Consider the following 22,405-nt stretch of genomic DNA (forward strand, 5'->3'; position numbering starts at 1 on the left):
TCCTAAATTTAAAGGTGCTAATCACGAATACAGTATAATCAAAAAGGATAATTTACATCTTTAATGAATGAAAAACATACTCTCCATTTTACTTATCCTATTTGTTAGTACATCATATGCTCAAACCTCTGAAACACAAACTTCTGGTAGAGTAACAGATGTTTGGGAAACCCCCATACCTGATGTAAATATTTTAGTTAAGGGAACCAACCGAGGCACACAATCTAATGAAGATGGTAGTTTTTCCCTTCTAACATTCTCCAATGAGATTTTGGTATGCTCTGCAGTTGGCTATGGGAGTGTAGAATTAACTATTCCAGAAGATGGAAAAGAAATTAACGTGGTTTTATCACCAACAACTACCAAATTGGAGGGAGTAACCCTAAAGAAAAAGAGACGTAAAAAAAAGAAAGATTATTTGGTTGAGTATGATGACAACAAGCGTCTTATAAAAACCTCGATGGGAATTCTTGATAAAGATAGATCCTCGTCGGCTATCCAAATTATTGATGGGAAAAGCCTAATTAATGTAGGGACGGATTTTTTAACTTCTTTGAAAAACTTTGTTCCTGGAATGAGAGTGGTCAGACCTCCTTCTGCACCAGATGTTGAGGTGTATCTGAGAAGAATTGCATTTACATCTATTGATAGTTCTGTTAGTAGAGCAGGAAAGGCTGTTTTTGATGTGGATGGGATTCTACTAGAAACAGCTCCTACATACCTGTCTGCAAATGACATAGATCGTATAGCTGTTCTTCAACGCAATGCGGCGATATCACGGTATGGACAGAATGGCATTGGAGGTGTTGTTATCATTAATACAAAAGCCCAGAGTAAAATAGACGGACGTGGGATTGTAAGACGATATGATAATTCTAAAATGAAGGATAGTCTGTCCAATCTTTTTGCCGAAAATCAACGGTATATCCCAATGACCCCTGACTATATGGATGTATTTGGTGTGGCCCCTGATGAATTACAGGCAATGGGAACATTGAAAAGAGCCAAAGAGTATTATAGTGATGATCCAACCTTTTTTTTAGATTTAGCTTATTATTTTAGAGGCAGATGGAAGAATAACAATTTTGCCAATGACCTGCTAAAAGATGTTTCGGACAATTTTGCAGATAATGTTCCAGTACTAAGGTCTCTAGCGTACAGATATGAAAGCTTGGGAAAACAGGAAGAAGCTCTGGAGGTATTTCTTAGAGTTTTACAACTCGATTCAATTTCTGCGCAATCCTATTATGATGTTTCGGAAGCTTATATGGACATGAAGAGTTATGAAAATGCATCTAAAATCTATACAAGGTACAAACAGCTTAGGGATGAAAGTAAAATTCCTTTTGAAAAAAGTGGCGCAGACAGGTATATGACAATTAATTCCCATAACAACATGTTACAACCTAAAAGTAGCTTAGACCGAGAAGCAATGGAAAAAGAGGCCGGAATTACCATTGCCCGAACCCGGATTGTAACTACGTGGAGTAACCCCAATATTGATATTGGGTTTCAGCTAATAAACCCTGAGTCTTTGTCTTATACCTGGAATAGTTTTGATAAACCTAACATGAGTGGAAATGGTGAAATGGAAAGAGGTTACTCTATGGCCCAGTTTTTCCTAGAAGATGTTTTAAAAGGAGAGTGGCAATTGAATTTACGAAACTATAATGCACAAGAGGACAAACCCACTTTTTTAAAAGTGTCCGTATTTTTTGATTTTGGACTCCCTACGCAACGTAAAGTACTTCGTTTTTTTAAATTGACTCCGGAGTATGCAGGCACCGGGCTTTTTTCCATCAATACCAAATTGGCAATTTTAGGGAACTGAATTTCATATAATGAATTGAAAAAAAAAGATTTTCTGAAAAATGTTGATTAATCAAGAGCTAAATTGTTTACACCTAGTTTGGCCTTTATCCTATTGTTCCACTTTGTCATACCTTGAGGGTTAGCACCATCATTAGTTTCCTTTCGCATCTTTTTCACTTCTATGGAAGCCCCTTGGTAAACCTCGTCAAATATTGCCTTTGCTTCTTCAAAGTTCATCTGATCCTTAATGCGTGAATTGGCTAATTGCCTATAAATTTCATAAATGTCAAAAGCCATGTTAACAAAGGCCAATTTATCTCTCGTTCGATTATTACCAAACTGGGAAGATTCAATATCCAACAAAGTTCTACTTACCGTTTTATTGCTACCCTCCTTGTCAACAAAACGGTCTACCATATAACTAATAAAAAGTTTGATTTTATTATCTTTTGTAAAGCGATCCTTATGGGCACTAAGGGGCGAATCGTAAGACTTGCCAACAGTCAAATCTCTTTTTGCCACTGATGTACTCAATTCGTCAGTATTTGAGGAAGAATGTTGTAAAAGGTGTTGCCACTTTAGGCGCTCGCCTTTTTTCCATACAATAACAGAGAGGTCGGTATATTTAATATCATTTAAGGGTATGTAATTATTGTAGTTGATCAGATACCCATTGTTTTTTAGAAAATTTGTTGTCCTATTGTCATTGACACTTTTGGGGAATTGATAATTCATGTTCCAAAAATCATTGGATGCTTGCAAGGCGATTATTTTATCATAATCGTTATTGAAAGATTTTTTCTGGGTGAAATACGGTTCTTCAAAAGAAGTGTTGTAATCATACAAGTACAGAAATGTATTGGAATCTATGACTTCAGAAAAATTTTCGTACTCATAGTTCATTTGAAAAGAATAATCATAATATTGGATTTTAAAAAAATCCAATGGATTAAAGACAATGTCTAGTTGAATCTGTTTTGGAGTTAATTTGACATTTTCATTTATTGAAGACAATGCTTTGGTGCTTGGGTTGTTAATATCCAGCTCTATTTTTTTTATGCTCAATGTTGTGTGGTCCAATAGAATTTTGCCATGAAACAATCTGCCGTTCGCTTTTTTGGGGTAGAATGAAACTGATACTTCTTGATCATTACAAGTAGGACAATCGTCAATTTTTACTTTATATTTTCTTTTAATAGCCTCATAATTCATGTTACCTGGATACTGAGGTAGTATCTGGTTGGTAGTTTCAAAAAGTTGAAAATCAGCTAGAATTTTGGTATTGTCCAAACTGTAATAAGTAAATTTTCTGTTTTGCCCAAAACGTCCACTTTTAATTCGTAGATCCAGAATGCCTTCCGCTAAACTATGTTCACTGTTATAAAAACCTTCTACTTGTTCTATAGGAATATTCCTTGCAGAAGACGTTAATTTTAGAAAGGCTCTACTTATAGTTTTACTTCTTCGTTCGCGATATTGGTTAATTACATCGGTTAATAATTTATATGGATACTCAGTGTCCTCATTTGCGGTCAATACAACTTCGTCTAAGGCGGAGACATCCATCTCCAAATGCAATATGGAATCTGTTTTGAAATAAGAAAGTGTAGTTGTTTTTGTTATAAAACCAAGATGCCTAACTTCTAAAGAATCGGTTAATTGAATGTTATCGAGTCTGAATTTACCATCTTGATTTGTAATAAGATGATCCGTTATTGAACCAAAAATCTTAATTGTACAGTAGGGTAAAGCTTCGTTGGATTCATTGTCAAAAATATAACCATCAATTTTTGACTGTGCTAAGCCAGTTGAGCAGATTATTAAGGCTATAATATGAATGACTTTTTGCACGGTATTAATTTTCGAACATAATTTGTAATCAACTACATTGACTCTAAAATAAGTATTTATTGACACTTATTTTATATTTAGTCAAATTGTAGGCGGTAGAAAGGGAAAATGTTAAAATCTATTGAATCTGTATGTTAGACTTTGTGATTAACTAGCTAGATAAAAGAATGCTAACATTAGAGACATTGTTACTTATGAATGGTAATGGCCAAAATGACCTTGATATTTTTCTGATGGGTTGAGCTATATGCCTTGAAACTAGTCGTTGCTGACTTTAAAAGCTAAGATGTTTACTTTGTTATACTGCGCATTACCCATTCCAGAGGCCCTACCTTATGGAATTTGGTCCAGAAATGAGCAAAAACAATGCAGAGAAAGCTAAAGACCAAGGCATATATGAAAGAAAAATTAATGGTGTAACCTCCCATTTTGGTTGGGTCGGGTATGTAGATTATCATCATCCCAATGACAACATGAGCTACATAAAATGTTAAGGCTAGTTGTCCAGTTTTCTTTAAAAGTTGAATGATGGGACTCTTTTTGAATTTTTTGGCAAGCACAATGCAAAGGGATATCATAAAAATGGAAAAACTGCCACTGGTTAACATATAAAAAGGCAATGGCGGCATTGGACTTGTACCTAGAATTTGCTTTAAATCATTTTCCATAACTGGATTTCCTTCAGCTAGTATGAATATGGAAAGTTTGGAAAGAACCAGTGTCATTAAAAAGATGGACAAACTGATGCCAATAGAACGGTTTATAAATTTTGAATTCCCCAAATCTTGTTTTCCATACCATAAGCCAATCAGCATAAAAGCTGCCCACGGAATCACAGGATGGAATCCATTCACAAATAAATTGGTTAGGAATCCATGGATAGTCCAAAAATTGTAATATTCAAAAGTCTGGAAATCCCAGTTTATATCGTAATTGATTACGGAAAGGAGTATTGGGTATATAAAAACAAGGGATAGTCCAGACCAAAATACCATTTTACTTGATCTCCCAAGAACCAGTAATGCAACCAGCATATAAATGCCATAAAAATGGAGAATATCAGCTTCCCAAATGGGTGTGTACAGTAATCCGATGACGAATAGAAATAAGGCTCTTTTCAGGATTTTTGTTCGCGTTAACCTAAGCTTGGACAAGTTATTGTTTGCCAGTGCCGAATTTGACATGAAAGCAATCCCAATTCCCGCAAGTACAACAAAAATTGCAGCTGCCTTACCTTCAAAGAGTTGTACAAAGGATTTTAAGAATGGATTCCCATGGTCGCCAAATGCAATTTTGAAGTTAACAATGATCATCCCTATAATGGCCAATGATCTTGCTACATCTATTCCAATTATTCGTTCTTTCATCAATTAAGGTTATTATACCTGAAGAAAATCAATGATGAGTATCAAAATTTTGGTTTGTGTTACAGAAAGTTTTTGAATAGTTAACTTTCCAAGCTTGAAAATCGCTTTAACACAGTATAAGTTTTAACGGGTTTTATTCGTTTTAATTCAATCTCGTTGATGATTTTGGATACTGCCCTTTCGAATCTCGTTTTACGCATGGGCTTCATTAGAAAATCATCAATACCATAATCAAAGGCTTTTTTGGCAAAATTGGCCCATGTTGAATTCATAATAATTGCGGTATTGATTTCTATACTGTCTAACAACTCAAAAGCGTTTACCTTATCCATAAGTACATCCAAAAATACCATATCAACCTTGTGGTCATAAATAGCTTTGATTCCTTCGTACGGACTTTCATGAGACCCTATTAGTTTTAGATCGGGATGATTTTTAATCAAAATTGATGTAGCTAATCGCTGAATGGAAGAATCGTCAATAACTAGCGCTGTATACTTCATAGTAAGTGGTTTGGGTACTATGAATTTAAGCACACTATTGGTGTTTTAGGAAAAATGGGGTTGAATTGCAGGTTGATGGGGATGAAATCATGATTTACATGATTCTCTTGATAACCAGTGATTTACTTATCGAATTAAACTGCATTTGATGGAATAACCCCTCTTGGTCAATCCATTTTTGAAGATAATATTCCATAAAGCGCTCTAATACCATATGCTAATTGCCCAATCTTCAAATTCTCGTTAGGACTATGTTGATTGTTGTCAGGATTCACCATAGGTATAATGAAGGCAGGGATCTTTAATTCGTTGATGAAAGGAGCGATTGGAACCGTACCGCCAGTTATTCGGATTTGGACCACATCTTTTCCGAAGGAATCTTTTAACGTATTGGATAAAAATTTACCATAGGGATTTTCTAAATCTGTACGGAATGCATCCATTACATTGCCTTCTTCAACGGTCACGATTTTCTCATAAGATAAACGTTCCTTTTTGGATGGGATATGATCCAATACATGATATCCTTGTTTGGTAATATGACTTTTGACCAATTGTTTTAGTCGGTTGCCATCAGTTTCTGGCACCAAGCGTAAATCCAGTTCGGCCGTAGCACTTTCAGGAACAATGGTCCTTCTTTTTTGGCCAATCCATCCAGAACCCAACCCTCTAATATTCAAAGATGGATATTGCAATGCTTCTTGATAAAAACTCCCTACTTTTTCAGCGGATTTAAATTGTAATTTCTTGGCGATTTCTTCATCACTGTCAGGCACACTTTTTAAAACTTCTATAATAGAATTGTCTAAAGAAATTCCATCATAGTAACCTGGTATGATTACTTTTCCATTAGCATCTTTCATAGTAGCTAATAGTTGGGCCAATTGAAAACCGGGGTTTGGGGCATAGTTGCCATAATGACCACTATGTTGAGGTTTAATAGGACCATATGTTGTTAATGTCAAGGTTGTGATTCCTCTACATCCATATATAACTGTTGGATTTTCAGAGGGATGTTGAGGTCCGTCCGCAATTACCAAAAAATCAGCTTGCAGTAGCTCACGATATTGTTTTACAGCCTTGGGCAAAGGTTTACTACTTTTTTCCTCTTCACCATCCAAGATTACTTTAATGTTGAATGGGATTTCCTTGCTATCTTTTTTTAAAAGGTCAATAGCGTTCAAGAACATAATAATGGGACCTTTGTCGTCTGATATTGACCTACCAAATAAGCGCCAATTGTAATTGATATCTTCTTTTAACCCTTCAAATGAAATGGTTTTAAAATTATCTCCATCAGGTGCTTTTAGTACGGTTTCATATGGATTTGGCTGATCCCATTTGGAAGGATCAACAGCCTGACCGTCAAAATGCATGTATAATAGCATTGTAGGTTTGGTGTCCTCCATAGGAAGTGCTGCAAAAAATAACGGCAAGTTTTCTGTTTCCAGTACGGCCGTATTGAAACCGCGTTCCCCAAACTTTCTTTTTAACCAGAGGATATTATCATCAATGTCATCCGCATTTAAAGCATCATTAGGGATGGAGATAAAGTCTCGTAGCTCCTCAATGGCTTTGGCCACTTGCGATTTAACGGCAGTTGAATCTTGGGCATAAGGTGAAAATGATATTAATAAGGTAAAAAAACAGATGAGTTTTTTCATAATTAAGGTTTCGATAATTTCAAAGTCGAAATTAACGAATTCCCGCTACAAACTCAGCTATTTTTTCAGTTCCCTTTTGGGTCAGATGTTTTATAAACGCAGAACCAATAATGGCTCCCTTTGCTTTTTCGGTCGCTTGATCAAAGGTTTGAGAGTTGCTAATCCCAAAACCAACTATCTGCGGGTTTTTCAACTGCATTTCTGAGATTCGGTCAAAATATGCTTTTTGCTCTTTTCCAAAACCTTTTTTAGCTCCAGTTGTACTAGCTGAACTCACCATATATATAAACCCATCAGAAGCGTTATCGATAGCAAGTATGCGCTCTTCACTAGTTTGAGGAGTAATCAAAAACACATTGATCAGTCCATATTTTTTAAATACCAGTTCGTATTCATTCTGGTACACATCTAAAGGTAAATCGGGGAGGATAAGACCATCAATCCCTATTTCTTGACATTTTTTGCAAAATGCTTCTACGCCATATTGAAACATGGGATTAAAATATCCCATAATAATTAATGGTATGGAAACCGTTTTACGGATGTCTTTGAGATGCTCAAAGAGCAACTCTGAATGCATCCCATTATTTAGGGCTACCGTGGAACTTTCTTGTATAGTGGGGCCGTCGGCCAGTGGGTCACTAAATGGAAGGCCTATTTCTATCAAATCCACACCGCTTTTTTCCAAATCTTTAATGATTTTTACCGTATCATTTAGGTTGGGATACCCAGCCGTAAAGTATATGGAAAGTAGTTTTTTGTCTTCTTGTATTTTTTTTTGAATTCTATTTTCTATCGTCATGTTCTATGTCTTGTTTTTTACTTTAAAATGAATCAAGGTTGTTTTGTCATTCCGCACTTGATGCGGAATCCATCAATCAAACCAGTCGAATGCTAAATCATTCCATTTTTTCAATCTTTTCTCTCTCAAAATAGCATCATTAACATATTGATATGTTTCAAAATATACCAGTGTGTCCAGTCCGTATTTTTTAGTAAAACCATCTATTGATTTGTTTTTGTGCTCAAAAATTCTTCTTTCCAAATTACTGGTCATACCAACGTACAGTGTCCCATACTTTTTGTTGGTAAGTATATAAACGTAATATTGATGGACATTCTTAATCATTATTTTGGATTCCTGCTTCCGCAGGAATGACAGTCCCTACAAATTAAAATAGTCAATGTAATTCTGTAAATCTTTATCACCTCTTCCAGATAGATTTATGACAACAACATCAGAAGGGTTGAATTTTCTCTGTTTTAAAATGGCAAAAGCATGGGATGATTCTATTGCGGGAATAATACCTTCCAATTTTGAAAGCTCCATACCTGCTTTCATGGCATCATCATCAGTGATAGAAATGAACTCACCCCGACCAGATTTGAACAAATGGGCATGTAAAGGACCAACACCTGGATAATCCAATCCAGCTGAGATGGAATAGGGTTCTGTGATTTGCCCATCTTCCGTTTGCATCAATAAGGTTTTGCTTCCATGGATAATGCCTACTTTACCCAAAGCCGAGGTGGCAGCACTTTCTCCTGAGTGAATTCCTTTTCCAGCAGCTTCAACAGCAATGATACCAACCTCTGGAGTATCTAAAAAGTGATAATAAGCTCCAGCGGCATTGCTCCCGCCTCCGACACATGCCACCACATAATCAGGGTTTTCACGACCTTCTTTTTCGAGCAATTGTGCTTTGATTTCTTTGGAAATCACAGATTGAAAACGGGCTACCATGTCGGGGTAGGGATGTGGTCCTACTACTGAACCGATAATGTAATGCGTATCCACGGGATTGTTGATCCAATCACGAATGGCCTCATTGGTGGCATCCTTTAGGGTTTTACTGCCAGATAGTGCCGGGCGAACTTCAGCGCCCAACATTTTCATACGGGCAACGTTAGGAGCTTGTCTGGCTATATCAATCTCGCCCATGTAGACCACACATTCAATACCCATTAAAGCACAAACTGTAGCCGTGGCAACGCCATGCTGACCTGCTCCTGTCTCAGCTATGATTCTGTTTTTGCCTAATTGCTTGGCCATGAGAATCTGACCGATGGTATTGTTTACTTTATGCGCACCAGTATGATTTAAATCTTCCCTTTTCAGGTAGATTTTGGTGTTGTACTTGTTGGATAACCGCTCTGCAAAATAGAGTGGGGAGGGACGACCCACATAATCCTTTAATAATTGATGAAACTCTTCATGAAAGGAAGGTTCTTCCATAATCTGGATGTAGTTTTGTCGTAATTCTTCGCAATTGGGATATAACATTTCAGGGATGAACGCTCCTCCAAATTCTCCGTAATATCCTTTTTCGTCAACATGATAACTCATATGCGGTTCTCAGTTAATAGTTTTTTAAATTCTTTAAGTTGTTCAATGTTTTTTAATCCCGGTGCTGTCTCAAACTTGCTATTTACATCAATTACTTTGCAATGTTTTGATGCAGGATTTTTAAGAAAAGACTTTAGGTCTTCCATGCTTTCCAATCCAATTCCTCCACTTAAAAAATAGGGTTTGGTGGAAGGGTAATTGTTCAAAATGGACCAGTCAAAAACATAACCATTTCCACCAGGGAGTTTGCCTTTGGTGTCGAACAGGTAGTAATCACACACCTCTTCGTATTCTTTTAGGATGGAAAAGTCAAAATCGTCCTTGATGGAGAATACCTTGATAATGTTTGTGGAAGGAACATTCTCTTTTAAAGTTTTGCAAAACTCTGGACCTTCATTTCCATGAAGTTGGACAATAACCAAACCATATTTTTCCACTTTCTCCAAAACTTCTTCAACAGTAGCATTAACAAAAACTCCCACTTTTTTGATGGATTCCGGCAGTGTTGGCATTTCTCTATCAAAATGTCGTGAAGAAGGTTCCCAGAAGATAAAACCCATATAGTCGGGTTGCAGTTGGGCTACCTCTAATGGATTATAATTCATGCCGCAGACCTTTAACTTCATGATTCCAATTTTTTTATGAAGGCAGTGGCATGTTCACCAGGGTTGTCGGTTTTCATAAAGTTTTCTCCTATCAAGAATCCTTCGTAACCATATAGCGTAAGCTCCTTTATGGCTTCAACAGAGCTGATGCCACTTTCGGAAACCTTTACAAAATCACCTGGAATTTGAGTTGAAAGTGATTTGCTGGTTTCCAAACTTACCTCGAAGGTTTTCAAGTTTCGATTGTTCACTCCCAGCATATCCAAACTCGGCATGATAGATTTATGTAATTCTTCTTCATTATGGACTTCTAGAAGTATATCTAACCCCAAACCTTTCGCTGTTTCTGAAAGTGTTTTGATTTCATCTCGAGTCAAAATGGCGGCAATCAATAAAACGACATCCGCACCATGTGCTTTGGCTTCCAAAATCTGATATTCATCAATGATGAACTCTTTACGAAGTAATGGAATGCTTGTGACTGCTCTTGCTAACAATAAATCGTCCAATGAACCTCCAAAGTATTTGCTATCTGTTAAAACGGACATTCCACAGACTCCAGCTGCTTCATAGCCTTTGGCTACATCTTGAACGTTTAAACTCTGGTTGATAACAGACTTTGAAGGTGAACGCCTTTTGTGTTCGGCAATAATTCCAGAAGTACTTTCTCGCAACGCCTTAGCTAAAGAGGGACTTTTTCTTTCAAAGAGCACGGACTGCTCCAATTGGGAAATAGGAATCAGCGATTTTCTTAAATCAACCTCTTTACGTTTATCAACTACTATTTTATCTAAAATGTTCATTAAGCACTAAGCTTTTGAAGTTTTTTTAATGTCTCCAGTCCTTTTCCACCTAATAGGGACTCTTTTGCTTTTTCAAAGCCTTCTTTTGGACTGATGTCACTTACAGTTGCAATGGCAATACCGGCATTGGCGCAGACCACATTGTTTTGGGCTTCGGTGCCTTTGCCTTGCATAATGTCCATAAATATTTGCGCCGATTGAGCCACATCATCCCCACCGGTAATTTCTGCTTGGGAAATTCTCTGTACCCCAAAATCAACAGGAGATAATATGCCTTCGGAATTGTTAGAGATAGTTTTGGTGTCTCCGGTCAAGGAGATTTCATCATATCCATCCAAAGCATGGAGTACGGTAAAGTTTTTATCCGTGTTCTGATAAAGGTAACCATACATTCTGGCCAGCTCCAGATTAAAAACCCCGACCATCTGATTTTTTGGAAAGGCCGGATTTACCATAGGTCCCAGCATATTAAAGAAAGTTTTTACAGCTAACTCCCTTCGAATAGGCGCCACATTTTTCATGGCTGGATGAAATAGGGGAGCGTGTAAAACACAGATTCCAGCTTCATCAATAGATTTCTTTAAAAAGTCGGCTTCATTGCTGAACTTGATGCCCAAAAACTCCATGACATTGCTACTTCCGCATTTAGAGGATACTCCATAATTGCCATGCTTGGTAACTTTAACTCCTGCGCCGGCGGTCACAAAAGATGCAAGGGTGGAAATATTGAAAGTATCCTTGCCGTCACCTCCCGTACCACACAAATCTATTGGATTGAATTCGGCCAAGTCCACAGCCAAACATAGTTCCAAAAGGGCATCTCGGAATCCTTCCAGTTCGTCAATGGTAATACTTCGCATCATATATACCGTTAAAAAAGCGGCAATCTGTGATGTATTATATTCTCCTTTGGCAATGTTGACCAAGATTTGCTTGGCATCACTTTTGGACAAGATTTCGTGATTTATCAATCGATTTAAAGTTTCCTTCATCTTTTTGTTTATTGTCATTCCGCACTTGATGCGGAATCTATTTTAGAATTAGTTTGGATTCCTGCTTTCGCAGGAATGACATTAAATTATTTGTCCAGCCAATTTTTTAGCATTTGTTTTCCTTCTGGTGTTAATACCGATTCGGGATGAAACTGAACGGCGGTAACATCGTATGTTTTGTGTTTTAAGGACATGATTTGTCCATTTTCATCCACAGAGGTTGCTTCCAAGCTTTCCGGTAAATCAGGATGAACAACCCATGAGTGGTAACGCCCTACCTCAACCTGTTCGGGTAGTCCCTTGAAAATTGTACTTTCCTTGGTTACTGAAATTGTTGTTGCCACTCCATGGTAGACTTGTTCCAAATTCACTAAGGTCCCCCCAAACACTTCACCAATAGCTTGTTGGCCCAAACAAACCCCCAGAATACGTTTGGTAGGCGCATATGTTTGGATGATTTCTTTGAGCAAACCTGCTTCATCTGGAATTCCTGGTCCAGGCGACAAAACAATTTCATCAAACGGCTCAACATCCCCAATAGTTAACTGGTCGTTTCGTTTTACCGTAACATCGCAATCCAAATCTTCCAAATAGTGCACCAAATTATAGGTGAAGCTATCGTAGTTGTCTATCATTAAAATCTTTCTTCCCATGTTTAGATGGTTTCAGCAATTTCCAGCGCTTTGTTAAGGGCGCCCAATTTATTATAGGTTTCTTGTAATTCAGCTTCAGGGTCGGAGGCGGCAACTAATCCAGCTCCAGCTTGGTAGTGCAGTTGATGGTTTTTGCTCAAAAAGGTGCGAATCATAATGGCGTGGTTAAAATTGCCCTTGAAATCCATAAACCCAATAGCCCCACCATAGTAAGCACGACTTGTTTTTTCGTATTTTTCAATCAGTTGCATGGCCATGTGTTTTGGGGCGCCACTCAATGTTCCAGCTGGAAAGGTGTCTGCAACTACTTTCATGGTTGGGCTGTCCTTTTTCTTCATTCCAGTTACTTTGGATACCAGGTGAATTACATGGGAGAAATATTGAACCTCGCGATAGGTTTCCACATTAACGGTATTTCCATTTCTACTCAAATCGTTTCGAGCTAAATCTACAAGCATTACATGCTCAGCATTTTCCTTATCATCTTGTGCCAATTTTTTAGCCAACTCAGCATCTTGCTCATCATTTCCGGTTCTTTTGTATGTGCCGGCAATGGGGTGTATTTCGGCTTTGCCATCTTTTACAATAAGTTGAGCTTCTGGAGAACTTCCAAAGATTTTAAAATCACCATAATCAAAATAGAAGAGATATGGGGATGGATTTATGGAGCGTAGCGCTCTATATACATTGAACTCATCACCCTTAAAACCTTGCGAAAATCTTCTGGAGAGTACCAATTGGAATACATCGCCACGTTGACAGTGTTTTTTGGCCAACGCTACGTGCTCCTTATATTCTTCATCTTTTAGATTGGAGGTAGGCTTTCCATCCTTTGAAAAATTATAGGAAGCAAAATTGCGTACATTGAAGAGCTGTGCTATTTCATCCACATTACTTTCTGTATTGTAGCAATGGGCAAAGAGATAGGCTTCATTTTTAAAATGGTTGATGGCAATGATGTTTTGGTACACTGCATAATAAATGTCTGGTATTTGTACCGAATCTTCCTTTTTAGAAACTTCCACATCTTCAAAATAGCGAACGGCATCATAAGCCATATATCCAAAGAGGCCATTGTTGATGAACTTAAAACCATTGCTGGGAACGGAGAATTTTTGTCCAAATTGATGAATCTCAGTGGTGACATCTACATCTGGAGTTATTGATAATTCTTCTTTAGTTCCATCTGGAAATCGTTGTGTGATTATTTCATTTTCCACCTTAATGAAAGCGATGGGGTTACAGCAGATGTATGAAAAACTATTATCGTTGGTATGGTAGTCACTACTTTCCAGAAGGATGCTATTGGGAAACCTATCCCTGATTTTAAGATAAACACTGACCGGGGTAATGGTGTCGGCCAGAATTTGTTTGTAATGTGTTTCTAATTGATATTTCATTTTCAAATTGGTTGAAAAAATTAAGGCTTGTCGTGATGACAAGCCTTTTATTATTTATTGGGTATGAAGGACTAGCTCACGATATTCGACGTAAGTTGATCCACCACCAAGTATTTTCCTTTCTTAAATTCATTGCTCCAAAGATAAAAAGGAAATTTTAACTTCCAAATATTGTTTTGTGAAATTAAAAATCCCGTTCAAGAAAGTCTCGAACGGGATTTCCAAACACTAAACTAAAGTTGATTACATCTGTAAATCGACCACAAGGTCAAAATTATCATGGATCAACTTGTCCTTTGCGGTACCAATGATACCTGACTTGTATTTTATGTCGTATTTTATTCTATCAACTTTCAAAGTGGCAGTTGCTTTATTACCGTCAATAGACACGTCAAAGCGAATAGACTTGGTAATCCCTTTAATAGTAAGGTCTCCGGTTACATCATACAAGTTGTTTTCATTTTGCTCTACTTTAGTGAACACCAATGTTGCTGTTGGATTGGCAGCTGTGGAAAAGAAATCGTCCGATTTTAAATGTCCATCCAGCTTGTTTTTATAATCTCCTTGCAAATCTGTGGTGTTAATGGTGGTCATATCAACAATAAATTCGCCACCTACCAGTTTTTCACCATCAAACTCCAATGCCCCTGATTTAAGATTGATGGTACCTGTATGGGAGCCACCAACTTTGTATGCTTTCCAGGTAACGGTACTTTTATCAGTCTTTACTGTTTTCTTTTCTCCATCAATAGGATTGGCGATTGCTGAAAGACCAAAAACGGTGGTCAACGCTAAACTTAAAATTGTCTTTTTCATGATTGTACTTAAATTATTGTTTAAAAAATGTAATTAGGGTTTATATATAAGTGAATAATTCTTCTTTTGATCTGCGCACCTTGGCATAGTGTTGTGTTTCATCTTCTTCTGAGCGGTAACCTATGGCCAAAACCACGGATGCATTTAGGTTTTTTTCTTCAAGGCCTAAGATTTTATTGTAGGCTTCAGATTCGAAACCCTCAATAGGGCAGGTGTCAATTTTCAACTCTGCAGCGGCCTGTATCATATTGCTGAACGCAATGTACGTTTGTTTGGATGTCCAAACGCTCTTGGTTTCTTCTGGTAGATTCAATAGTTTGGATTTCATGAAATCACCATAGCCTTTCAGTCCTTCGCTAGGAATATTTCTTGTGGTACTTGTATTTTCCAAATGACTATCTATTAACTCTTCACCAAAATCTGTAACATTGGCAAAAACTATTATATGAGATGCATCTGTAATCTGAGATTGTCCCCAGGAAACAGGTCTAAGTTTTTCTTTAATTTCTGCGTTTGATATTACAAAAAAATGATAGGGTTGCAGTCCATAAGAAGAGGCACTCAATCTTGTGGCCTCAAGTATGAGTTCCAGTTTTTCATTGGATATCTTTTTTGTGCTGTCAAACTTTTTAGTGGCATAACGCCATGTTCTATTTTCTAGGATATTGTTCATTTTAAAATTTATCTAATAGGGTATTCAATATTTCTAATTCTTTTTGACTGAAATCATTAAGGATCTTGTTTTCAGTATCTTCCATGATTTCATCAAGCTTTTGTAAAATTGTTTTGCCTTTTTCTGTTATTAGGATTTCCACTTTTCGTCTGTTGGATTCGCAAACCTGTCTTTCTACGTACCCCTTTGTTATAAGTTTGTCGACCAATCGAGTGGTGTTGCTCATTTTGGTGACCATTCGCTCATTAATGGTGCTTAGGTTGGCAGGTGTTCCTTTCTGACCCCTCAAGATTCTCATCACATTAAACTGCTGTTGGGATATTTCAAAAGGCTTTAGTGCCATAGTAAATCGCTCGTTAATTTTGTTGCTGACCAATGCCAAATGAATCATCGTCCTCGTTTTTAAGGGTAGCCTTCGTTCGGTTTTAATAATTTGCTCTACATTCATGTCGATACAACAATTGTATATACAAATGTATGTTGATAAGTTTATAAACCATTATTTTTGACAGATAAAATTTTGTTAAAAAAGTTACCGAGAGAACTACCTTTAGCTATTTTTAATACTCTAAATTTCAGATAATGAAATACTTGTTGTTTTGTGCAGCTTTGGTTTTAATGATTGTATCTGGTTGTGGTGAAAAAGCAAAAGCAAAAGATGGAGAAGAAACTTCAGTGTCACCAGAATATGCACAAGTCCAGACTGAAAACAATTTGCAGGTGAAATTTCCTGTTTACGATTATGAAGGTCTGGAGCCTCTGCTTCACAAAAAAGATGATAAAACCTATATCATTAATTTTTGGGCCACGTGGTGCAAGCCCTGTATTGAGGAACTTCCTTATTTTGAAAAGGTATACGCGGAGCAGAAAGATAATAATGTTGAAGTTGTCTTGGTTAGTCTTGATATGCCTTCTATGTGGAAATCTAGATTGGAACCTTTTGTTGAAAAGAAAGCTATAAAATCGAAAGTTATTATTCTGGACGATCCAAAGCAAAACGAATGGATTCCAAAAATTGATAAGGATTGGGGGGGAGGTATTCCCGCCACTTTAATATATAATAAGAATAAACGACGTTTTTACGGAAAGGGTTTCACCTACGACGAATTAAATGAAGAGTTGAACAAATTCATGAACTAAGGTTATGAAAACACTTAAGATTTTAGGTTTACTGACACTAATGCTCACAATGGGAGCTTTCTCAGTAAGATATACTTCTGGTATTGAAGGTTATGACATTGGGGATATTGCAACGGATTTCTCCTTAAGAAATATTGATGGTTCCACGGTATCCCTTTCAGATTACAAGACGGCCAAGGGATTTTTGATAATTTTCACCTGTAACACCTGCCCATATTCGGTGGCTTACGAAGACCGCATCAATGCATTGGATGCCAAATATAAGAAGCTAGGCGTACCCGTGATTGCTATTAATCCTAACAATCCTACTAAAAAACCAGGTGATAGTTTTGCCAAGATGAAGGTTCGTGCGGCTGAAAAAGGATTTACTTTTCCATATTTGTTGGATGAAGGACAGGAGGTATTTCCACAGTACGGAGCAACAAGAACCCCACATGTGTTTTTGTTGGAAAAAATGGCAAAAGGAAATGTGGTACAGTACATAGGTGCTATAGATGATAATTATCAGGATGCATCAAGGGTAGAGGAAAAATATGTGGAGAATGCTGTTAATGCCATGTTGGAAGGAAAAGAAATAAAAGTGTCCACAACAAGAGCAATTGGATGTAGTATTAAAGTATAATTTAAAGAATACAACAATTTTAAGTCCGGGGTTATGCTCCGGATTTTTATTTTTGCTAAACTTAAACTTTTAAAAATGTCAGATTTATCACAACAAGAATGGGAAGAACAACTGGAGAATGATAACAACGCTTTTATTCTGGATGTTCGTACACCAGAGGAAGTAGAGGAAGGTTACATTCCCGGGGCGACCAATATTGATATTTATTTAGGACAAGGATTTTTGGATGAGATTGAAAAACTGGATAAATCCAAAAACTACTACGTTTATTGTAGATCTGGCAACCGAAGTGCTCAAGCCTGTGCTATTTTGAATAGTGTAGGGCTAGAAAACACCTTTAATCTAGAGGGAGGGTTTATGAATTGGGAAGGTGAAGTTGCTGAATGAGTTCCATGCACCTTGATGAGATAATACACCAACTTGAACGAAATCGGAAAGTCTTTTTTGATATATTCAACAATTTGCCTTCCGATTTTGTTACTTGGAAGCCAAACACAAAAGGTTGGTGTGTTTTGGAAATTGTGTGCCATCTAATTGATGAAGAAATAGAAGATTTTAGGGCAAGGGTGAGACATGCACTCGACACTCCCGAGGCATCCTTGATTCCAATTGATCCAGCTGGATGGCCCGTCACCAGAAATTATATGGATAGAGATTTTGAAACATCTGTAAAACGGTTAGGGCAAGAACGTGAAAAGTCTATAGCTTGGTTAAAAGGGTTGGTTGATCCCAAATGGGAAAATGCAGTAAATCACCCAGAAATGGGAAAAATAACCGCCCATTCATTTTTGAGTAATTGGCTTGCGCACGATTACCACCACCTTCGCCAAATAAACAATATGAGATATGATTATCTCAAAGAAAATTCCGGAGATTCATTGACTTATGCAGGAAAATGGTAATCATTTTCCTATTTTAGCTATATGAAGGAAGACCTACTCCATTTTATATGGAGGTGCGATAAGCTTCAAGGACGACCACTTACCACATCAACCTCAGAACACATAGTAATTAAAAACCCTGGAACTCTGAATCTTTTTTCAGGGCCGGACTTTTTTAATGCACGTGTTGAGGTTGGTGGTCAACTATGGGCTGGTAATGTAGAAATGCACCTCAAATCTTCAGATTGGTATGCCCACCATCATGAAACTGATTCCAATTACGATAACGTGATACTTCACGTGGTTTGGGAGGATGATGTTTTAATCTTTAGGAAGGATGGAACGCAAATTCCAACGTTGGAGTTGAAAAACTACATTTCCAAAACTGTTTTACAGAAGTATCAAGAGCTATTTCAATATTTTAAACCAACTTTTATTAATTGTGAAAAGGATTTTGCCCAACTTGATTCATTTTTGGTCAATAATTTTTTGGAACGACTTTATGTAGAAAGGCTGGAGTACAAATCAAAACTGATTTTTGATTTACTCAGAAAATCTGATAATGATTGGGAGAGGGTACTTTTTGTGATGTTGATGAAAAATTTTGGTTCCAAGGTTAACGGTGAGTTTTTTTTGCAAAGAGCGTCACAGCTTAATTTTTCTGAATTTCGTAAAACCAGTGCAGATATCTATCAACTAGAAAGTCTTCTTTTTGGCCATTTAGGACTGCTCAAAGGAACAGATTGCAATGACGTTTATTACTTGGAACTTCAGAATGAGTATGATTACCTATCAAAGAAATTTGACCTTAAACTAGCATCGGAAAAACCCGGGTACTTTGGTCTGCGCCCAATCAATTTTCTTACAATACGTATCTCCCAATTGGCCAATCTTTACCACCGTCATCAAAACCTCTTTGCAAAATTGCTTAAAACAAATAGGCCTGAAGAGATATATGACATATTCAAAACAGAGACTAGTTTGTACTGGGAAAATCACTTTACCTTTGGTAAGGTTTCCAAAAAAAGCAAAAAGAGACTTTCAAAAAGTTTTATTGACCTATTGATCATTAACACCATAATCCCATTACGGTTTTGCTATGCCAAACAAGTGGGGGTTGATTGGACAGATGAACTTTTACTTTTGATTTCTAAGCTTGGTCCAGAGAAAAATTCGATATTGCAGGGATTTAAAGATTTAGGATCTAGTACTGGAAATGCGTTGGAGAGTCAGGCAAAAATACAGTTGTACAACAACTACTGCTCAAAAAATAAATGCCTCCATTGTACTTTAGGAGCTCATTTATTGAACAGAAATACATAATTTTAAATTATGAGTTTGTTTTACAATTCCCTTTACTACTTTCAAAAAAGGGGCTTTGAGGTTTGCCGGCGTATTGCCGAACGACTTGGTATACGGGCTAGAGTGGTCCGTACTACTTTTATTTATCTGACTTTTGCCACCTTGGGCTTTGGTTTTGCACTATATCTTTTTATGGCATTTTGGTTACGAATAAAAGATTTGGTCTACACCAAAAGAACCTCAGTTTTTGATCTTTGATTATGATTAGATTATTACGTTCAAAAATAGTATTGGCCATTAGTTTAATGTTGCTTGTACTTTCTTGTGGGGTAATAGGGTACAAACTACTATCTGATTATACTTGGATTGAGGCCGTGTATATGACCATCATCACGGTGACCACAGTTGGTTTTTCAGAAGTAAAACCCTTAGATGTCAACGCAAAGATTTTTACCGTATTTTTAATTGTTACCAGTGTATTTATATTTGGTTTTGCCCTGTCGGTGATAACCGAATACCTTTTAGGTCGAAATTCACTCCAGATTTTAAAAAAGAAAAAAGTGAAAAAACAAATAGACAACTTGTCCAATCATATTGTTGTATGTGGATATGGAAGGAATGGAATGCAAGCAGCAGAAAAACTAAAGGCTTATAAGAGACCCTTTGTGGTCATAGAAAAGAATAAGGAAGTTATTGATCGTCATGAAGACGAGGTTTTATTTGTGGAAGGAGATGCCAATGAGGACGAAATTTTGATGCAGGCAGGAGTAGATAGAGCTCAATATTTAATCACTGCAATGCCAGATGACGCGGCCAACCTTTTTGTGGTTCTGTCGGCAAGACAACTTAACAACAAGATCATTATAATAAGTAGGGCGTCGCAAGTGACTTCTCAAAGCAAGTTGAAGTTGGCAGGAGCGGACAAAGTGATAATGCCTGATAAAATAGGCGGGGATCATATGGCATCATTGGTGGTAATGCCAGATTTGATCACTTTCATGGACAAGCTTTCCATTGAAGGGGAACATACCACGAACTTGGAAGAAGTAGAAATTGAAGATTTTACAGATCAGATAGAATGCAACTCGCTCCGTGACCTTGATCTACGTAAAAAAACGGGCTGTACCATTATTGGATATATAGAACCTAACGGAAATTACATTATTAACCCAGAGGCAGATTTGGAGCTAGAACCTAAAGGAAAAGTAATTGTTTTGGGCAGGCCGGAGCAGATAAAAAAACTCAATCAAATGTTTCAAATAGGATAGTTTTATAACTTTTAAATTTGATTCCGTTGAATTTTTTTAGGATATTGCCCGCTTTACATCAAATTAACATAACCAAATAATATATTATGAAGTACAGACTTCTTACGTTAATTACACTTTTATTACCACTACTATCAAGTGCTCAGGAAAAAGGCCTTGATGAGAGAGTCAACGATGCCTTTATGCCATTTGCATCATGGTGGGAGGGTTTTGTTTTAACTCCAATTTCAATTGCTGGGTACAACCTTCCGATAGTTTTGATTCTTTTAATAATAGGAGCTACTTTTTTTACCATAAGATTTAAATTTCCCAATATTACCAAATTTGGGTTGGCTATTAATACCGTTAGAGGTAAGTATGATGAGTTGGACCACCATAGTGTGGAAAAAACAGAATTGAATGTTGTTGATGGAGATTTACCCAGTACTATTAAGGATGAAAGTAAGGAAGGAGAAGTAAGTCATTTTCAGGCATTGGCAACAGCAGTTTCTGGTACTGTTGGCCTTGGAAACATAGCTGGTGTAGCTGTGGCTATCGCCCTGGGAGGGCCGGGAGCTACTTTTTGGATGATAGTTTGTGGATTAATTGGGATGTCCACAAAGTTTGTGGAATGTACATTGGGAGTCAAATACAGAGATGTAGGTCCTGATGGAACTGTATACGGAGGCCCTATGTATTACCTTTCAAAAGGTTTGAAAGAAAGAGGAATGAAAGGCCTTGGAAAAGTATTGGCCGTTATTTTTGCTATCTTATGTGTTGGAGCTTCTTTTGGCGGAGGTAATGCCTTTCAATCCAATCAAGCTGCTGTGCAGCTTACAACAATGTTAAGTCTTGAAGGAGGTGCCACAGGTGTTATCATTGGTGTTGTTTTAGCAGTTTTGGTAGGAATCGTTATTATTGGGGGTATTAAGAAAATTGCCAGTGTAACAGAAAAAATAGTTCCCTTTATGGCTGGGGTTTATGTTTTGGCATCCTTGGTCATTATTTTTGCTAATATTAAATACATCGGAGATGCTTTTGGCATGATCATAGGTGGTGCTTTTACTCCTGAAGCTGGACTTGGCGGAATTGTTGGGGTAATCATAGTAGGCTTTCAAAGAGCAGCATTTTCAAATGAAGCTGGAGCAGGATCTGCAGCCATTGCCCACTCTGCTGTAAAGACAAAATACCCTGCAAGTGAAGGTGTTGTTGCACTTTTAGAACCGTTTATAGATACCGTAGTTATTTGTACCATGACAGCTTTGGTCATTATCTTTTTTAACATGGATGTTGGTGCTTTCGACTATGGAAATGCAGTTGGTAGTACGGTATTGCTTAACGAATCTGGTACATATGTTGGGGGGGTTGATTTAACTTCCATGGCTTATGATTCTGTAATACCTGGTTTCAGATATGTATTGACCATTGCGATAATTCTTTTTGCCTTCTCGACGATGATTTCTTGGTCATATTATGGATTGCAATCATGGAAATTTCTTTTCGGAAGAGGAAAAACCGCAGACATTGTGTATAAAGTAATGTTTTTGTTATTTGTTGTTATCGGAGCCGGTGCTACTTTAGATGCTGTAATCAAGTTTTCTGATGCAATGATATTGGCCTTGGTATTCCCGAATATGATTGGATTATTGTTCTTGTTCCCTAGAGTTAGGGAAGAAATGGACAAGTATCTTACGGATATCAAGAATTTTGTTAAGAGCAAATAATTC

24 protein-coding genes are annotated in these 22,405 nt (G+C 37.2%); 9 read left to right on the forward strand and 15 right to left on the reverse strand.

Annotation, left to right across the window (positions count from 1 at the left end; all coding sequences use genetic code 11):
- Nucleotides 1-67 precede the first annotated feature (67 nt).
- Nucleotides 68-1,831 carry a tetratricopeptide repeat protein gene (locus tag CRO15_RS18770; protein WP_097047398.1) on the forward strand — a complete coding sequence of 588 codons (1,764 nt, stop codon included), beginning with the start codon at nt 68-70 and terminating at the stop codon, nt 1,829-1,831.
- 47 nt (nt 1,832-1,878) lie between these two features.
- On the opposite strand, the gene CRO15_RS18775 is transcribed toward CRO15_RS18770, so the two are convergent.
- The 15 genes from CRO15_RS18775 to CRO15_RS18845 all read right to left on the reverse strand — a co-directional run bounded on the left by CRO15_RS18775 (nt 1,879) and on the right by CRO15_RS18845 (nt 15,934).
- Nucleotides 1,879-3,663, reverse strand: coding sequence for a carboxypeptidase-like regulatory domain-containing protein (locus CRO15_RS18775; RefSeq protein ID WP_165770005.1), 1,785 nt, complete (start codon nt 3,661-3,663; stop codon nt 1,879-1,881).
- A 290-nt stretch (nt 3,664-3,953) separates the two neighbouring features.
- Nucleotides 3,954-5,030 (reverse strand): DUF418 domain-containing protein, encoded by a 1,077-nt coding sequence (locus tag CRO15_RS18780; protein WP_097047400.1) that lies wholly within the window; start codon nt 5,028-5,030, stop codon nt 3,954-3,956.
- A gap of 80 nt (nt 5,031-5,110) precedes the next feature.
- Nucleotides 5,111-5,533: a LytR/AlgR family response regulator transcription factor gene (locus CRO15_RS18785; RefSeq protein WP_097047401.1), complete on the reverse strand. Its 423-nt coding sequence runs from the start codon at nt 5,531-5,533 to the stop codon at nt 5,111-5,113.
- 167 nt (nt 5,534-5,700) lie between these two features.
- Entirely contained in the window at nt 5,701-7,197 is a 1,497-nt protein-coding gene (locus tag CRO15_RS18790; protein ID WP_097047402.1) for a M20/M25/M40 family metallo-hydrolase, read from the reverse strand.
- 31 nt (nt 7,198-7,228) lie between these two features.
- Complete coding sequence (trpA, locus tag CRO15_RS18795; protein ID WP_097047403.1) at nt 7,229-7,999, reverse strand: tryptophan synthase subunit alpha; 771 nt, start codon at nt 7,997-7,999, stop codon at nt 7,229-7,231.
- Between the two features lie 72 nt (nt 8,000-8,071).
- The gene (locus CRO15_RS18800) at nt 8,072-8,326 is read right to left on the reverse strand and encodes a GIY-YIG nuclease family protein (RefSeq protein ID WP_097047404.1); all 255 of its coding nucleotides are present in this window, start codon (nt 8,324-8,326) and stop codon (nt 8,072-8,074) included.
- Between the two features lie 36 nt (nt 8,327-8,362).
- On the reverse strand, nt 8,363-9,544 hold the full coding sequence (gene trpB, locus CRO15_RS18805; protein WP_097047405.1) for a tryptophan synthase subunit beta: 1,182 nt from the start codon (nt 9,542-9,544) through the stop codon (nt 8,363-8,365).
- On the reverse strand, nt 9,541-10,170 hold the full coding sequence (locus CRO15_RS18810) for a phosphoribosylanthranilate isomerase (RefSeq protein WP_097047406.1): 630 nt from the start codon (nt 10,168-10,170) through the stop codon (nt 9,541-9,543). Before CRO15_RS18810 ends, trpB begins: the two co-directional genes overlap by 4 nt.
- The gene (gene trpC, locus CRO15_RS18815; protein WP_097047407.1) at nt 10,167-10,952 is read right to left on the reverse strand and encodes an indole-3-glycerol phosphate synthase TrpC; all 786 of its coding nucleotides are present in this window, start codon (nt 10,950-10,952) and stop codon (nt 10,167-10,169) included. The genes CRO15_RS18810 and trpC overlap by 4 nt, the downstream gene beginning before the upstream one ends.
- Nucleotides 10,952-11,944 (reverse strand): anthranilate phosphoribosyltransferase, encoded by a 993-nt coding sequence (gene trpD, locus CRO15_RS18820; protein WP_097047446.1) that lies wholly within the window; start codon nt 11,942-11,944, stop codon nt 10,952-10,954. The genes trpC and trpD overlap by 1 nt, the downstream gene beginning before the upstream one ends.
- A gap of 86 nt (nt 11,945-12,030) precedes the next feature.
- Nucleotides 12,031-12,597 carry an anthranilate synthase component II gene (locus CRO15_RS18825; protein ID WP_097047408.1) on the reverse strand — a complete coding sequence of 189 codons (567 nt, stop codon included), beginning with the start codon at nt 12,595-12,597 and terminating at the stop codon, nt 12,031-12,033.
- Nucleotides 12,598-12,599: 2 nt separating this feature from the next.
- Nucleotides 12,600-13,997, reverse strand: a complete 1,398-nt coding sequence (locus CRO15_RS18830; RefSeq protein ID WP_097047409.1) for an anthranilate synthase component I family protein — start codon at nt 13,995-13,997, stop codon at nt 12,600-12,602.
- Nucleotides 13,998-14,240: 243 nt separating this feature from the next.
- Nucleotides 14,241-14,813 carry a YceI family protein gene (locus tag CRO15_RS18835; RefSeq protein ID WP_097047410.1) on the reverse strand — a complete coding sequence of 191 codons (573 nt, stop codon included), beginning with the start codon at nt 14,811-14,813 and terminating at the stop codon, nt 14,241-14,243.
- Nucleotides 14,814-14,853: 40 nt separating this feature from the next.
- Nucleotides 14,854-15,486 carry an NAD(P)H-dependent oxidoreductase gene (locus CRO15_RS18840; protein WP_097047411.1) on the reverse strand — a complete coding sequence of 211 codons (633 nt, stop codon included), beginning with the start codon at nt 15,484-15,486 and terminating at the stop codon, nt 14,854-14,856.
- A gap of 1 nt (nt 15,487) precedes the next feature.
- The gene (locus CRO15_RS18845) at nt 15,488-15,934 is read right to left on the reverse strand and encodes a MarR family winged helix-turn-helix transcriptional regulator (protein WP_097047412.1); all 447 of its coding nucleotides are present in this window, start codon (nt 15,932-15,934) and stop codon (nt 15,488-15,490) included.
- 134 nt (nt 15,935-16,068) lie between these two features.
- On the opposite strand from CRO15_RS18845, the gene CRO15_RS18850 reads away from it, so the two are divergent.
- The 8 genes from CRO15_RS18850 (at nt 16,069) to CRO15_RS18885 (ending at nt 22,402) form a co-directional block, all read left to right on the forward strand.
- The gene (locus tag CRO15_RS18850; protein WP_097047413.1) at nt 16,069-16,626 is read left to right on the forward strand and encodes a TlpA family protein disulfide reductase; all 558 of its coding nucleotides are present in this window, start codon (nt 16,069-16,071) and stop codon (nt 16,624-16,626) included.
- 4 nt (nt 16,627-16,630) lie between these two features.
- Nucleotides 16,631-17,248 carry a thioredoxin family protein gene (locus CRO15_RS18855; protein WP_097047414.1) on the forward strand — a complete coding sequence of 206 codons (618 nt, stop codon included), beginning with the start codon at nt 16,631-16,633 and terminating at the stop codon, nt 17,246-17,248.
- A gap of 75 nt (nt 17,249-17,323) precedes the next feature.
- Nucleotides 17,324-17,635, forward strand: coding sequence for a rhodanese-like domain-containing protein (locus tag CRO15_RS18860; protein ID WP_097047415.1), 312 nt, complete (start codon nt 17,324-17,326; stop codon nt 17,633-17,635).
- Nucleotides 17,632-18,150 carry a DinB family protein gene (locus tag CRO15_RS18865; RefSeq protein WP_097047416.1) on the forward strand — a complete coding sequence of 173 codons (519 nt, stop codon included), beginning with the start codon at nt 17,632-17,634 and terminating at the stop codon, nt 18,148-18,150. Before CRO15_RS18860 ends, CRO15_RS18865 begins: the two co-directional genes overlap by 4 nt.
- Nucleotides 18,151-18,171: 21 nt before the next feature.
- Nucleotides 18,172-19,452 (forward strand): DUF2851 family protein, encoded by a 1,281-nt coding sequence (locus CRO15_RS18870; RefSeq protein ID WP_097047417.1) that lies wholly within the window; start codon nt 18,172-18,174, stop codon nt 19,450-19,452.
- A 9-nt stretch (nt 19,453-19,461) separates the two neighbouring features.
- On the forward strand, nt 19,462-19,689 hold the full coding sequence (locus tag CRO15_RS18875; protein WP_097047418.1) for a PspC domain-containing protein: 228 nt from the start codon (nt 19,462-19,464) through the stop codon (nt 19,687-19,689).
- 2 nt (nt 19,690-19,691) lie between these two features.
- The gene (locus CRO15_RS18880) at nt 19,692-20,699 is read left to right on the forward strand and encodes a potassium channel family protein (protein ID WP_097047419.1); all 1,008 of its coding nucleotides are present in this window, start codon (nt 19,692-19,694) and stop codon (nt 20,697-20,699) included.
- A gap of 86 nt (nt 20,700-20,785) precedes the next feature.
- Entirely contained in the window at nt 20,786-22,402 is a 1,617-nt protein-coding gene (locus CRO15_RS18885) for an alanine/glycine:cation symporter family protein (RefSeq protein ID WP_097047420.1), read from the forward strand.
- The last annotated feature ends 3 nt before the right edge of the window (nt 22,403-22,405 follow it).

This window comes from Flagellimonas pacifica (assembly GCF_900215465.1).
Lineage (GTDB): Bacteria > Bacteroidota > Bacteroidia > Flavobacteriales > Flavobacteriaceae > Flagellimonas > Flagellimonas pacifica.